General features: G+C 31.0%; 14 protein-coding genes and 1 other annotated feature. Of the genes, 3 read left to right on the forward strand and 11 right to left on the reverse strand.

Annotated elements, in window-relative coordinates; genetic code table 11:
* Positions 1 to 341: 341 nt before the first annotated feature.
* The 9 genes from CPAL_RS12805 to CPAL_RS12845 all read right to left on the reverse strand — a co-directional run bounded on the left by CPAL_RS12805 (position 342) and on the right by CPAL_RS12845 (position 8,251).
* Positions 342 to 1,742 (reverse strand): FAD-binding oxidoreductase, encoded by a 1,401-nt coding sequence (locus CPAL_RS12805; protein ID WP_061857244.1) that lies wholly within the window; start codon positions 1,740 to 1,742, stop codon positions 342 to 344.
* Positions 1,743 to 1,896: 154 nt separating this feature from the next.
* On the reverse strand, positions 1,897 to 3,117 hold the full coding sequence (locus CPAL_RS12810) for an electron transfer flavoprotein subunit alpha (RefSeq protein ID WP_061857245.1): 1,221 nt from the start codon (positions 3,115 to 3,117) through the stop codon (positions 1,897 to 1,899).
* A 45-nt stretch (positions 3,118 to 3,162) separates the two neighbouring features.
* On the reverse strand, positions 3,163 to 3,951 hold the full coding sequence (locus CPAL_RS12815) for an electron transfer flavoprotein subunit beta/FixA family protein (protein WP_061857246.1): 789 nt from the start codon (positions 3,949 to 3,951) through the stop codon (positions 3,163 to 3,165).
* A 507-nt stretch (positions 3,952 to 4,458) separates the two neighbouring features.
* Positions 4,459 to 5,154 carry a FadR/GntR family transcriptional regulator gene (locus CPAL_RS12820; RefSeq protein WP_106024780.1) on the reverse strand — a complete coding sequence of 232 codons (696 nt, stop codon included), beginning with the start codon at positions 5,152 to 5,154 and terminating at the stop codon, positions 4,459 to 4,461.
* A gap of 161 nt (positions 5,155 to 5,315) precedes the next feature.
* The gene (locus CPAL_RS12825) at positions 5,316 to 6,065 is read right to left on the reverse strand and encodes a prepilin peptidase (protein ID WP_061857248.1); all 750 of its coding nucleotides are present in this window, start codon (positions 6,063 to 6,065) and stop codon (positions 5,316 to 5,318) included.
* A 57-nt stretch (positions 6,066 to 6,122) separates the two neighbouring features.
* On the reverse strand, positions 6,123 to 6,461 hold the full coding sequence (locus CPAL_RS12830) for a hypothetical protein (RefSeq protein ID WP_061857249.1): 339 nt from the start codon (positions 6,459 to 6,461) through the stop codon (positions 6,123 to 6,125).
* A 100-nt stretch (positions 6,462 to 6,561) separates the two neighbouring features.
* Positions 6,562 to 6,813 carry an ATPase, T2SS/T4P/T4SS family gene (locus tag CPAL_RS12835; protein ID WP_106024781.1) on the reverse strand — a complete coding sequence of 84 codons (252 nt, stop codon included), beginning with the start codon at positions 6,811 to 6,813 and terminating at the stop codon, positions 6,562 to 6,564.
* A 24-nt stretch (positions 6,814 to 6,837) separates the two neighbouring features.
* Positions 6,838 to 7,323, reverse strand: a complete 486-nt coding sequence (locus CPAL_RS12840; RefSeq protein ID WP_061857251.1) for a GspE/PulE/PilB domain-containing protein — start codon at positions 7,321 to 7,323, stop codon at positions 6,838 to 6,840.
* Between the two features lie 259 nt (positions 7,324 to 7,582).
* Positions 7,583 to 8,251: a ribonuclease H-like domain-containing protein gene (locus CPAL_RS12845; protein WP_106024782.1), complete on the reverse strand. Its 669-nt coding sequence runs from the start codon at positions 8,249 to 8,251 to the stop codon at positions 7,583 to 7,585.
* A gap of 274 nt (positions 8,252 to 8,525) precedes the next feature.
* On the opposite strand from CPAL_RS12845, the gene CPAL_RS12850 reads away from it, so the two are divergent.
* The 3 genes from CPAL_RS12850 to CPAL_RS12860 are packed head-to-tail and all read left to right on the forward strand — an operon-like array spanning position 8,526 to position 10,724.
* On the forward strand, positions 8,526 to 8,750 hold the full coding sequence (locus tag CPAL_RS12850; protein WP_061857253.1) for a FeoA family protein: 225 nt from the start codon (positions 8,526 to 8,528) through the stop codon (positions 8,748 to 8,750).
* Between the two features lies 1 nt (position 8,751).
* Positions 8,752 to 10,527, forward strand: a complete 1,776-nt coding sequence (gene feoB, locus CPAL_RS12855) for a ferrous iron transport protein B (RefSeq protein WP_106024783.1) — start codon at positions 8,752 to 8,754, stop codon at positions 10,525 to 10,527.
* Positions 10,528 to 10,574: 47 nt separating this feature from the next.
* Complete coding sequence (locus CPAL_RS12860; RefSeq protein ID WP_106024784.1) at positions 10,575 to 10,724, forward strand: FeoB-associated Cys-rich membrane protein; 150 nt, start codon at positions 10,575 to 10,577, stop codon at positions 10,722 to 10,724.
* Positions 10,725 to 10,732: 8 nt separating this feature from the next.
* Here the strand turns inward: CPAL_RS12860 and CPAL_RS12865 are convergent, their stop codons facing one another.
* Positions 10,733 to 11,119, reverse strand: coding sequence for a CBS domain-containing protein (locus tag CPAL_RS12865; protein WP_061857255.1), 387 nt, complete (start codon positions 11,117 to 11,119; stop codon positions 10,733 to 10,735).
* Between the two features lie 112 nt (positions 11,120 to 11,231).
* Positions 11,232 to 12,923 carry an arginine--tRNA ligase gene (gene argS, locus CPAL_RS12870; protein WP_061857256.1) on the reverse strand — a complete coding sequence of 564 codons (1,692 nt, stop codon included), beginning with the start codon at positions 12,921 to 12,923 and terminating at the stop codon, positions 11,232 to 11,234.
* Positions 12,924 to 13,238: 315 nt separating this feature from the next.
* Positions 13,239 to 13,453, reverse strand: a binding site (T-box leader).
* Between the last annotated feature and the right edge of the window lie 242 nt (positions 13,454 to 13,695).

Below are 13,695 nucleotides of genomic sequence, written 5' to 3' on the forward strand. Positions count from 1 at the left end.
ATAGTTACCATTTGATATTTTATACTCTGTAAAAAACTTTTTATATCTTAATTATATATTGTGCGTATCTTATTATTTAATGTCAACATATTATATATGTAGCATTTTTTATGCCAAGAAAAAACATATTATTTATATAGTTTAATAAAAACTAAAATAAAAGTCTACTAATTTTATCTCATTATGAGAAAACTTTTTCTCATAATGAGAAGTCCAAACAATATATTCTCAATTTGATACTATATAAATAATAAATGAGGCCAGACTACATTTTTATTAAACATTGTAGTCTGACCCCTTTATTTTTAACTTAAAATTTGTGTTCTGACCCCTTTAATTGTTTATTGGCAAACCTTTCCTGGATTTAGAATATTTTTAGGGTCAAATGCTTGTTTTATGCCTTTCATTATGTTTATATAGCTTTCTCCATATTGATGGAACATATATTCTTTTTTAGCATATCCTATTCCGTGTTCTCCTGATACAAGTCCTCTTAATTCTTCTGACTTCTTGTACATGCAATCAAATACTTCCTTTAATTTCTTTTCCCATTCTTCATCACTTAAATCATCTTTACAAATATAAACGTGTAAGTTTCCATCTCCAGCGTGTCCAAAGCTTGGAATTCTAATGTTGAACTGTTTTTCTAATTCCTTAGTATATTTAATAAAGTTTGCAACTTCATTTCTTGGAACAACAACGTCGCACTCATCCATCTCAGTTGTTGATGCTTTAATTGCTTCAAGGAAAGCTCCTCTAGCTGACCATACAGATTCTTTTCTTTCATCTGTATCAACTATGAATACATCAAGTGCTCCTTCAGCTAAGCAAAGGTCTGCAACTGTTTCATAATCAGCTTCTACTTGTGCTGTACTATTTCCATCAAAAGTTAATAGAAGATATGCATCAGATGAATTATCTGGGAATTTCTTTCCTAAGAACTCTTCAGCACTAAGTATAACTTCTCTTTGCATGAATTCTATAGCAGTTGGAACTGCTTTTGATTTTATTATCTTAGGAACTGTTTCAATAGCAGTGTCTATATCCTTAAATGGTATAAGCAAGCTTACAGATTTTTTAGGAAGTGGTACTAATTTTAATATAGCTTTTGTTATTATTCCTAAAGTTCCCTCTGAGCCTACAATCAAATCTTTTAAGCTATAACCTGAGCTATTTTTAACAACCTTTCCACCAAGTTCAAGTATATCCCCATTTGGAAGAACTACCTCAAGACCACGTACATAATCTCTTGTAACTCCGTATTTAACAGCTCTCATACCACCTGCATTTGTACTGATATTTCCACCAATTGTAGCACTCTTTTCACCTGGATCTGGTGGGTAGAAAAGATCAAATTCCTCTACATATTTACCAATCTCCATTAAAAGAACACCTGGCTCTAAGGTTAATGTTAAATTTTCTTCGTCCAATTCTAGAATATTGTTCATTTCTGTTGTTTCTAGCATTATTCCACCATGTAAAGGAACTGATGCTCCAACAAGACCTGTACCTGAACCTCTAACTACTACAGGAATTGTATTTTCATAAGCATATTTCATTATTTTTGAAATTTCTTCTGTTTTGTGCACCCTAACTAACACTTCAGGATAATTGCTTATTCCGCCTAATTCATCATGGCTATAATCCTCACTAATTTCATCTCCATATAAAACCTTATCCTCACCAACCACTGACTTTAAAAATTCTACATCTTTGTTATCTATCTTTTTATATTGACTCATAATTAAAACCCCCCGAACCTTTTTTAGTACCTAACACTTTGTTCCTAACGCTCCTAGTCTATAATTTTAACTTACTATATTTTAAACTTTACACTTTAAACTTACCTTCCTAAGCTTAGCACAGCGAATAAACCCTCTAAACTTCTGACCTCAATTATTTTGCTGCTGCTACTTCTGATAAAGCTTCACCGTTTTTGATTTTTTCAATAAGTTTTGGAACTATTTCATAAAGGTCACCAACTATTCCATAGTGAGCAACATTGAATATAGATGCATCTGGATCATTATTTATTGCTATGATAGTTTCTGAATTATTCATACCAGCTACAAATTGTACTGAACCCTGAATTCCAAGGGTGATTATAAGTTTTGGCTTTACCGTTCTTCCACTAAGACCTATTTGTCTTTTTGCATCTATCCAACCTGCTTCAACAAGTGGTCTTGTTCCAGCAACTTGTGCTCCTAATGCATCAGCTAATTCATAAACAAGCTGCATATCTTTCTCTGATTTTACTCCTCTACCTGCTGCTACAATTACTTCTGCATCTGATATACTTACTTCTTTTTCTTTTTTTGTTATCTTAAGAACCTTTATTCCTGACTTAAACTTATCTCTTGACATCTCGCATACTGTAACCTTACCAGTAGCTTTCTCACTTCTTTCTGGAGCTGAGAAAATTTTATATCTTACAGTAGCAAATTGAGGTCTATTGTTGCTTGTTATAATTTGTGCCATTATATTACCGCCAAAAGCTGGTCTTATTTGAACTAGGTCTGTGTTCTCCTTCATATCAAGGATTGTACAATCTGCTGTAAGTCCGGTCTTAAATCTTGCTGCAACTCTTGGTGCAAGAGATCTACCTACTGTTGTAGCCCCAACTAATATTGATGAAGGCTTAACCTTATTTATAAAATCTTCAAAAGCTGCTGTATATGGTTCGATTCTGAAATCCTTAAGCTCTTCGTAATCGTATACAAATACCTCATCAACCCCATAATGCAATAATTTTTTAGCTTTATCTTTAATGTTATATCCAATAAATACAGCATAAACTGGATGATTTATCTTAGCTGCAAGCTCTCTTCCCTTTCCTATAAGCTCAAGAGTTACAGGGTGAATTTCCCCCTCTACATGGTCAACATATATTGCAATTCCATTCCATAAACTCTTATCTACCTTAGGACCTTGCTCTTCTTCCACGTACTCCATTACTCCTTCAGGTCCTTTTTTTACACAAAGTTTGCACATCTTACATGCTGCTGTTATTTCCAACTTACCATTGTTTTCTACTAATGCACCAAACGGACATACTTTCACTAATTCTTCTATAACTTCTTTGTTTAATTTATCTTCATGAACCAATAACTTTCCCATTTAAATCCCCCCAACTTTTTTAGTAACCAGCTTTTTTAGATTCTATTATGCAAATTTAAGTTCTTTCAGTTTAGCAAAAAGTCTCTCAGTAAGTTCTTCGCCGTCACCTTTCCACATTTCCTTATCAGTATTTGATTCTGGTGGAAATATTCTTTCAACTTGAGTTGCTGAACCATTTAATCCATAATTATTTTCGTTCTTATCTTCTAAGTCAGCTAAGCTAAATACCTTTATTTCTTTGTCTTTAGTCTCTAATTTTTTCTTATAGGATGGAAGTCTTGGAGTATATATATCCTTTTCAACTGTTATAAGACAAGGATATTTAATTTCCTGAATTTCTACTGTTTCCGCCATATCCATTTCAACAGTTATTGAATCATCCTTAACTTCTATAATTTTTCTTACATTAGCTACATGTGGAATTCCTAAATATTCTGCTATCTCTGGTCCAACTTGTGCTGTGTCTCCATCTGTTGTTTGTTTTCCACAGATGATAAGGTCAGGATTTCCTGTCATTTTTACCCCTTGTGATAATGTATAAGCTGTAGCTAGTACATCTGCGCCACCAAATTTTCTATCTGAAAGTAATGTTCCCTCATCTGCCCCCATCATAAATGCCTCTTTTATAATATCCTTTGCTTGAGGTGGTCCCATACTTATTACATTAACTTTTCCACCCTTTTCTTCTCTAATTCTAAATGCGCTTTCTAAAGCATAGAGATCATATGGATTCATCTTAGAATCTATACCATCTCTTTTTAAAACTCCTGTAACTGGATCAACTTCAACCTTTGTTGTTCCTGGAACTTGTTTGATACAAACCAATATTTCCATGTCTTAATCCCCCATTCTATTTTATAAGTAAAGTAATTATGGTAAGTCGTCTTACCAGTATATTTTTAATAAACAGAAAATCATTCTGTTTATTATTTTTAAACTCATTTTTTTACCCTACTAAGCTAAACCTCCCCAAGTGGTATGACCATCTTTCCTTTGACTTTATAATATCACAATTATCAGATTATTTCTACAATAGTTATTTTATTAACAAATCTATTCAAAAATTTTTTTGAAATCGTTGTCATAGTTCTACACTTTATTATAACTTTTCTAAAAAAATTTTTTTCATTTTTTTGTTTTTTACATCATATTTTTGAAAATTTAGTTACTTTTTTAACAATACTACAAAATCAAGTCAGAAAAACTATATTAGGATGTTCAACTAATAAAAGCACTAAAAACTCAGCAACATCAGTACCTGTGTGAAAGCAAAGAAGAGAGCTTTTGCTTAAGCAAAAGCTCTCTTCTAACTTGTCATTTCTCTAACTCATTCTATTTGTATCAAAGATGTTTAATTAAGTTTTCATTTATAAGCTCCATATGCCTTCTCATAGCTTCTGTAGCTTCTTCTGGATTGCCATTTTTTAGAGCCTGTAATATACTCTCATGCTGCTCATCTATGACATCTTTATGTTGATTATTTATAATATTTTTTCTCGCATCCTTTATAAAAGAATCCATAAGACTAGAAACAGCATTTAATATGCTTACTATTAAAAAATTTCTAGAAGCCTGAGCTATTTTATAATGAAATTTTACATCAATTTTTACCCTTTCATCCTCATCATCACAAGCTCTCATGGCTTGTAATAACTCTTCCATCTCTTTCAATTCCTCTTCAGTTACTTGCTTTGCTGCAAGCGCTGCAGTTTCTACTTCTATTATTTTCCTAAGATCAAATATCTCATGTACTTTGCATTCATTTAACATAAACATTATAGAAAGAGGCTCGAATAAAGTATCATGAAAAGTATTTGTTATGAAATTTCCTTCTCCTTGCTTACACTCTACTAAACCAATCATTTCTAAAGCCCTTAAAGCTTCTCTTATAGATGCTCTGCTAACACCTAACTGCTCTACTAATTCTCTTTCCGATGGAAGCTTATCTCCTCTTTTAAGAGTTCCATCCTTTATCATTGTCTTTATTTGAATCATAACCTGTTCATATACCTTTGTATTTTTTATAGGAGTAAACATATTCTTTTTCTCATCTCCATTTTTTGTGTATTAAAAATTATGCAAACATTAATTATGCAAACATTGCTATTATATAATTATTTATACTAATTAGTCAACATATATTTCATTAATTCAGCTAATCTTATATTATAATACAAAAATTAGCTAATGTACCTAACCTAAAATAAAATATTAAAATACCATTTTAATATTCTTTCTCCTAAAAACATTGCGATCATTGCTGCGCTTACTATAAATGGCCCAAAAGGTATATAGTCTTTACGACTTTTCTTTTTTAACAGTATAAGTATTCCACCTAAAGTTCCTCCTATTATTAAGGATAAAAATAAGGTTAAAATAGTAAGTTTAATGCCTAGATACAATCCGCAAAGAGTGCATATTTCAGCGTCACCCCATCCCATGCCTCCTGATAAAAGAATTATTATAGATATAAAAACTCCTCCAACCAGTGCTCCTAGTAAATAAGTCTTTACAGGGAGTTTTAAATAAATATTTATTGCTAAAAATATAAACCCAAATACTCCTCCCCATATTATAGTGTTATCATATACATCTGTAGTATCATAATCTATAATTCCTATAACAATTAAAAAACAAAATAATACAGCAAATTTTATAAATTTTATACTTAAACCATACTTTATATATACCCCAACAAATATAATTCCAGTAAACAGCTCTATTAAAGGATATCTTATAGAAATCTTATTATTACAGTATCTGCATCTTCCTTTTAATAATACATAACTTATAATTGGGATTAAGTCATAGGGCTTTATTCTGATTTTACAGTTTGTACAATGTGAAGGCGGATAAGAGATAGATTTTCCATGCGGTATTCGATATATACAAACATTTAAAAAACTACCTAGGATAAGCCCGGAAATAAAAATAACTATTCTGTCCATTTTTCACCTCGAAAATTTTATTTAAAAGGAGCTTAAGTTAGCAAGCTCCTTAGTAATTTAATCCAATTTTGGAAGTGGAACAACTTTTATAAATTGTTTAACACTATCATCATCCTTTATCATGTTGTCTACTACATTTTTAGCATAACTCAAAGCCTCTGCATCGGTGGTATTTTGAACCCCATTATAGGTTATATATGTGTCCCCATTATAAGTATATAAGATAGAGCTTGCAGCATCATGATTTATACTGCTATTAATTGTTGTTCCAAAATAATCATCTAAATATTCATAGTATCTTTTTTTACCATTTTTATCTCTGCTATAAGCAGTAGGCACTCCATCTGTCATAAGAATTATATACTTTTCTTTTACTGAAGTACGCTTATCCAGCATAGCTTTTGCTGTTCTGATGCCATCTCCAATATTGGTAGCCCCTCCTATTTCAAGACTATCAACCTTATTCTTTAAGGTTAATTTTCATTTATTTTAGTAATTATTCTTCCATCCTGTGGAAGCTTTTTTCTGCTATATCAAAGCTTGCCATAATTTTTATACGAGAAGTCAATGATGCTGATGTTTCCTTTGGCGCCCTTAAAACCTCCTGAAGCATCCCATCTATTCTATATCTTATCTTTACATAATTTTCAAAAGGCTCTATATGTATATCACTGGCTTTAGCCTTAACCGCATTTTTTATCACAGAGTCTATAAGCTTTACAACTGGCGCATTTTTTACATCATCCATCTCTTCTACTTCCACTTTCACTTCTTATTTTACGCTGGATTTTGTCAATTCCTCTGCTGCTTTTTCAACATATTCACTGGAATAATATTTATCTATAGCTTTTTCAATATTTGTTTTAGAAGCTATATAAGGTATAACTCTCTTTCCTGTAGCTATGTAAACATCATCTATAGCAAACACATTTAAAGGATCTGACATAGCAACTTTAATTTTATTTCCTTCAAATCCAATAGCTATTAAGTTATATTTTAAAGCCAAAGATTCAGGTATAGCTCTCACAACACTTTTATCCAGCTGTATCATATCTAAATGCACTCTCTGTATTCCCAGCTGAAATTCTAGCACCTCTAATATGTCCTCTTTGCTTACTAGCTTGTCTTTAATTAATAGTTCACCAAGCTTAATTCCAGTGATTCTTTGTCTTTCCAACTCTGCTTTAAGCTGTTCTTTAGTTATTTTTCCTCCTTCAACTAATAAATCTCCTAATCTTTTTTTATTAACTATGTTCATATTGATTACTCCTAGTTTTCATTGACATCAAGTTAAAAATATTTTTATCTATGAAATTATACACTAATTATACAATAATTTCCTTAAAATTTCCAATTAATATAAAAATTTTTTATATATATTTGATTTAATTTTATATTTTTAGCAATTTAATTTGTTTTTTAATTAAATTTTACCATTATAGTTTTATAGTTCATGAATATAAAAAAAAGCAGCACTCTTTATGAGTAACCGCTTATACTTATATATTTATATTTATCTATTCTTCAATTTTAATTTCCTTTTTCAAAAACTTTTTCCAATCTACATATATCCTAAAAAGACTCACTACATCCTGCTCATTATATAATAATATTCTTTGCCTCTTTTCTTCAGGCATTCTATTCATATAATCAAAATCCTTCATAACCTTGCAGAATGTTTTTGATAAATTAGAACCGCTTATAAGTTCACTTTCTCTATGTATATCAAATACCTTTTCTAAATTTTTAAGTCCTATATTGGATCCCATCAATTTTTCGTACTCTCTTTGGAGATCTACCTTTATAAAGTAATCATCTAGATTAAAATCTATATTGTTTTTCTTGTATAGGTATTCAATAACTGTAAAATCATTATTACCAGAAAAGGTAACTATATATCTTTTATTATATTTATCATGCATATCTTTAAAATAGTCTACAGAAAGATTTAATATTTTCAAAGCATCATTTTTATTTTCAATCATGTACTGAGTAACCTTAAGTTCATTACTCTTTTCGTCATAATAACAGCATCCAAAAACTCCTATACATATTGGCTTTTTATATAGATAATGTTCTAAATCAAAAAATATGGCATCCTTATATATATCTGCCTTTCCATCAACATCTAAGTTATTTTCCTGTGAATATTCTTCTACCTTTATAGTATTTTCCCTTTTAATCAATTTACCACTTCTTTCTAGTCAAACAAATCTTATTATATTTTATATTATTTACTCAGCTTTGTCTTTTTATTATCTCACAATTTTCATGGTTTGTGAACTCCTCATAACTTACTTTATTTTAGTAACAGCTGCAGCAAATAAACTGCGTAATAATTTGCATATTACTTTATAAGAAAAAAGTTCCACTTTATTTTCTTAGATATTGACTTTTTTTATCATTGGTGCTATATTTTAATTGAGAATGATTTTCAGAATTACATAAGGGGGAGACAAAATGAGCATAGTTGATTTAAGACCAGGACAAGATGGTTTTATTAAAAATATAATCGGAGATGAAAAGCTTTCAAAACGTCTGTTAGCCTTAGGATGTATTGAGGGAACTAAAGTAACTTTAAAAAATAAGGCACCTTTGGGGGATCCTATTATCATAAATGTTAGAGGCTTTGACCTAGCAATAAGAAAAAAGGATGCTGCTAACATTAAGATAAAGGAGGTCTAAAATGAGGACAATAGCATTAGTGGGAAACCCAAACGTAGGTAAAACCACTTTGTTTAATGCTTTAACAGGATCCAATCAGTATGTTGGAAACTGGGCTGGAGTTACTGTAGAGAAGAAAGAAGGTTTTTTAAATAAATCTGTAAAAATAGTTGATCTTCCAGGAATTTATGCTATGGATACCTATTCTAATGAAGAAAAGGTAGCAAAGAACTTTTTATTAAGTGATGAAGCAGATTTAATAGTAAACATAGTAGATGCTTCTAATTTAGATAGAAATCTATATCTTACTACTCAGTTAAAACAGTTTAATAAACCAATTATAATGATTCTTAATATGATTGACATAGCTGAAGCTAAAGGTATAAATATAGATTTTAATAAACTTTCAAAGGAGCTTGGAGTTAAACTTATTCCTGTTTCAGCTTCAAAGGGTAAAGGCCTAGATAAAGTTAAAGATTTGCTTTTAAACATAGATGTTTCAGAGTTATCTATTGAAAATGATTTTAAATATCAAAATTTTAAAAATGAAAAAGAAGTTTATTCATATATTGAAAAATTATTAAGTAAATGTATAACTCATTCTTCAAGGAATGAGATAAGTACTAAAGATAAGATAGATAATATACTTTTAAATAAATTCGCTGCTTATCCAATATTTTTAGGAATTATGTATTTAATATTTAAATTTACCTTCAGTTGGGTAGGACAGCCTTTAGCTGATCTTTTAGATCTAGGATTAAATGATTATCTAATGCCAAAACTAGATGCTTTGCTCACAAATAGCAGTCCTTGGTTTAGATCTCTTATTGTTGATGGAATAGTTGGAGGGGTTGGCTCTATTATAGTTTTTCTTCCTATAATTTTAGCACTATTCCTTGGAATATCCTTTCTTGAAGATAGTGGATATATGGCACGAGCTGCCTTTTTAATGGATAAACTTATGAGAAAAATGGGCCTTTCAGGTAAAGCCTTCATACCAATGGTAGTTGGATTTGGTTGTTCTGTACCTGCTATAATGTCAGCTAGAACTCTTGAAAGTGAAAAAGATAGAAAACTTGCTGCACTGCTTGTACCGCTTATGTCATGCAATGCAAGGCTTCCAGTTTACGCTTTATTTGCATCTATCTTTTTCCCTGGAAAAGAAACACCAGTAGTATTTTCTCTTTATGCTCTAGGTGTAGCTATTGCATTTTTAATAGGTCTTTTATTTAAAAACACAATATTTAAAAAAGATGAGGAGCCTTTTATAATTGAGCTTCCTGAATATAAACTTCCTGAGTGGAAAAGTCTTGCTATACACACCTGGGATAAAGGTAAAGGCTTTTTAAAGAAAGCAGGAACTATTATTTTATCAATTTCAGTTGTAGTTTGGTTCTTATCTAACTTTAACTTTACTGGAATGGTAGATATTAACGAAAGCTTATTTGCATCAATTGGTAAAGGAATAGCTCCAATATTCAAGCCACTTGGCTTTGGTTCTTGGGAAACTTCAATGTCACTTCTAACTGGATTTATGGCTAAAGAAGTTGTTGTAAGTACTATGGGAGTTATTTTCGGAAATGATCTTCAAACTATACTGCTTCAACACTTTAATGTTGTATCAGCTTACGCTTTCTTAGTCTTTGTACTTTTATATACTCCTTGTATAACAACTGTAGCTACAATGAAAAAGGAATACGGAAATAAGATGATGTTCTTCTCTATAGTATATCAATTTATATTGGCTTGGATAGCTGCATTTATAGTTTATAATTTAGGTTTGTTGATTATAGGATAATCCATAGTTTTAAAAATTATGGTTTTGGTATATTAAGGAGTGATTACATGTTAGAAATAATAATAACAGCAGCCATTGCAGGTTTTGCAATTTATATTCTCGTTAAAAATGTAAAAAAGAAAGCCTCTGGTGAAGGATGTAACTGCGGCAGCTGTTCTTCTCACTGTCCAGTGTATAAAGATAAAGAAGGTAGATAACAAAATATCTACCTTCTTTTATTTAGTTCTATAAAATGTTCAATTATATTTTCCATAGATAACAATCCTACAACTTTTTTATCTTCTAAAATTGGTATTGCTTCAATATTATTTTCTATAATCTTTTGAGCTGCATCTACTATATCCTCATCAATGTCAGCAGTTACAACACTCTTTGTCATTATATTAGAAATAGGATAAGTATCATAGTGACCTTCTTCAATCAAAAATCTATATATATCTGCCTTAACCACAATTCCTTGTAACTTTCTATATTTATCTACAACTGGTGCACCGTTTATTTTCTTTTCATTCATTAAATCCAAAGCTTTTTTTACTGTATCCTCAGGATTTAGCATTACAACTTCGTAATGCATTATATCTCTTATTTTCATATGAAGCACCCCCTTACAATAATTATATCATCTTATATTTATCTATAAAATATTTACATGAATAATATTTTAAAACTTTTCTATAAGGAGAGTAAACTTCTAAAATGAACTACTACATCTTTTCCACTACCTCAATTCCAATGAGTTTAAGTCCATTTTTAATTACTTGACAGGTTGCTTCTACCATTTTTAGTCTTGCATTCTTAACAGCTTTATCTTCTGTAGCCATAATGTTATGAGCGTTATAAAATTTATTAAACGCTTTAGCAACGTCAATTATATATCTTGTAAGCATTGAAGGTTCTAACTTAGCTATAGCACCTAATACTGCTTCTTGTAATCGCGAAAGTTCTTTTACAAGCTCGAACTCTTCTGTGGAGTTTAAAGCTGCATAATTAATATCTCCCTCAATCTCTCCTGCACGTCTCAATATGCTCTTTCCTCTTGCATAAGTATATTGAACATATGGACCAGTTTCTCCTTCAAAGTTAAGCATTTCATCCCAACTAAATACTATATCCTTTTCTCTTCTATTTTTTAGATAAGTGAATATAACAGCACCTATTCCAACTTTTTTAGCAACCTCTTCCTTATTTTCAAGGTCTGGATTCTTTTCATTTATAATTTCTAGAGTTTTAGATACAGCTTCGTTTAGCAAGTCCTCAAGGAAAATGACTTCTCCCTTTCTTGTTGATAACTTTCTATCTGCAAACTTCACAAGACCAAAACCTACGTGCTCACAATCTTTAGCCCATTCATATCCCATTTTTTCTAGAGTTTTGAATACTTGTTTAAAGTGTAATGCTTGAGGTGAACCAACTACATATATATTTTTGTAGAAGTCATAGGTTTTTTTTCTGTATATTGCAGCAGCTAAATCACGAGTGGCATATATTGTAGCTCCATCCGCCTTTAAAATAATACATGGAGGCATATTTTCTTCTTCAAGCATTACAACCTTAGCTCCGTTGCTCTCCACAAGAAGATTTTTTTCTTCTAATTCCTTTACTACAGCATCCATTTTATCATTGTAGAAGCTCTCTCCTGCATAGGAATCAAATTTAACTCCAAGAGTTTCATATACCTTTTCAAATTCTTTTAAACTTTGTGTCTTAAACTTTTCCCAAAGAGCTACTTCTTCCTGACACCCATCTTCTAACTTTTTAAAGTACATTCTTCCTTCATCTTCAAGAGATGGATCCTTCTCCGCTTCTTCATGAAACTTAACATAAATTCTTAAAAGCTCTTTTATAGGTTCTTTTTCTAAGGCTTCTTCGTCTACCCATCTTTTATAAGCTGATATTAACTTTCCAAATTGAGTTCCCCAATCTCCAAGATGATTTATTCCAATAGAATGATATCCTTCAAAGTTTAGCATTCTATACAAAGCATTTCCTATAGCTGTACTAAATAAATGTCCTACATGAAATGGCTTAGCTATATTAGGTGAAGAATAATCTATTGTTACATTTTTTCCTTTTCCATAATCTGAAGAACCATACTTATCTTTTTCTTCTAATATTCTGTTCAGAATAGCTTCTGCAAAAACCCCCTTATCCATAAAGAAGTTTAGATATGGTCCTAAGGCTTCAACCTTTTCAAAACCTTCCTTGTTTATCTTTTCGCTTAATTCTGCGGCTATCATATTCGGAGCCTTTCTGAAAGTCTTTGCTAACTGAAAACACGGAAAAGCATAATCACCCATTTCAGGCTTTGGAGGTACTTCAATAAGTCCCTCTATAGTATCTAATTCTAAATCAACATTTTCTTTTATTCTCTCTGCAACTATTCTCTTGTAATTCAATGTTTCTTCCTCCCACTTATTTATGTATAATTTTTTTTATTTTTTAAATTTACTTCTTTTTAGTCGACGAAGCACAGCAAAGTCTTTTTATATTGATTCTAAAGGCTTTCTATAAATATCCCTCTTAAATACTTTAAGCCTTTTCTGCTCTTCTAAACTTCTCTACTGCGCTTTAGCGCCCCCACTTCTAAACTCGCACCGTAGGTGCCTCTACTTATCCACTGCCTTTCAGCTTCTTTGCCAAGTAAAACTTTCCTAAATACCAATCCTATAGCTGATGTTATGTTGTGCAAAAAAGCCCGCCTCTATTATAAAAACAGAGACGGACATATCCGCGGTACCACTCTAGTTGACTGTTAAGTCCACTTGAAACTTTAACGCAGTTAACGGCTTACCTCATTATATTACAATGAATATAACTTAGCAGCTTCTCCAAGGCTCTTTTCTCCAATTAAAGTTCTACGGGGCTTCCACCACTTCCCGCTCGCTAAAAGCTTTTAAAAGGATACTCTTCTTTTCACCGAAATTGCTTTATAAAATTGTTTTTCAAATTATATTAAATCTACAATCTTTTAAATTAACCATTCATATTTACACCATATTATATTATCATATTTTTTTATTTGTCAAGTATCTCTTTCATTTATCAGAGATTTCGCATCTAATTTCCAGTAAAGCTTTTTTCTTTATAGGAAATTAGATTTTTTCTATTTTATTGAAATTTTGGAAGGGAAAAAGGCCGTAGGCCATGTATATAGATACACCTTCCCCC

It is taken from the genome of Clostridium thermopalmarium DSM 5974 (assembly GCF_002995795.1).
GTDB lineage: Bacteria > Bacillota > Clostridia > Clostridiales > Clostridiaceae > Clostridium_H > Clostridium_H thermopalmarium.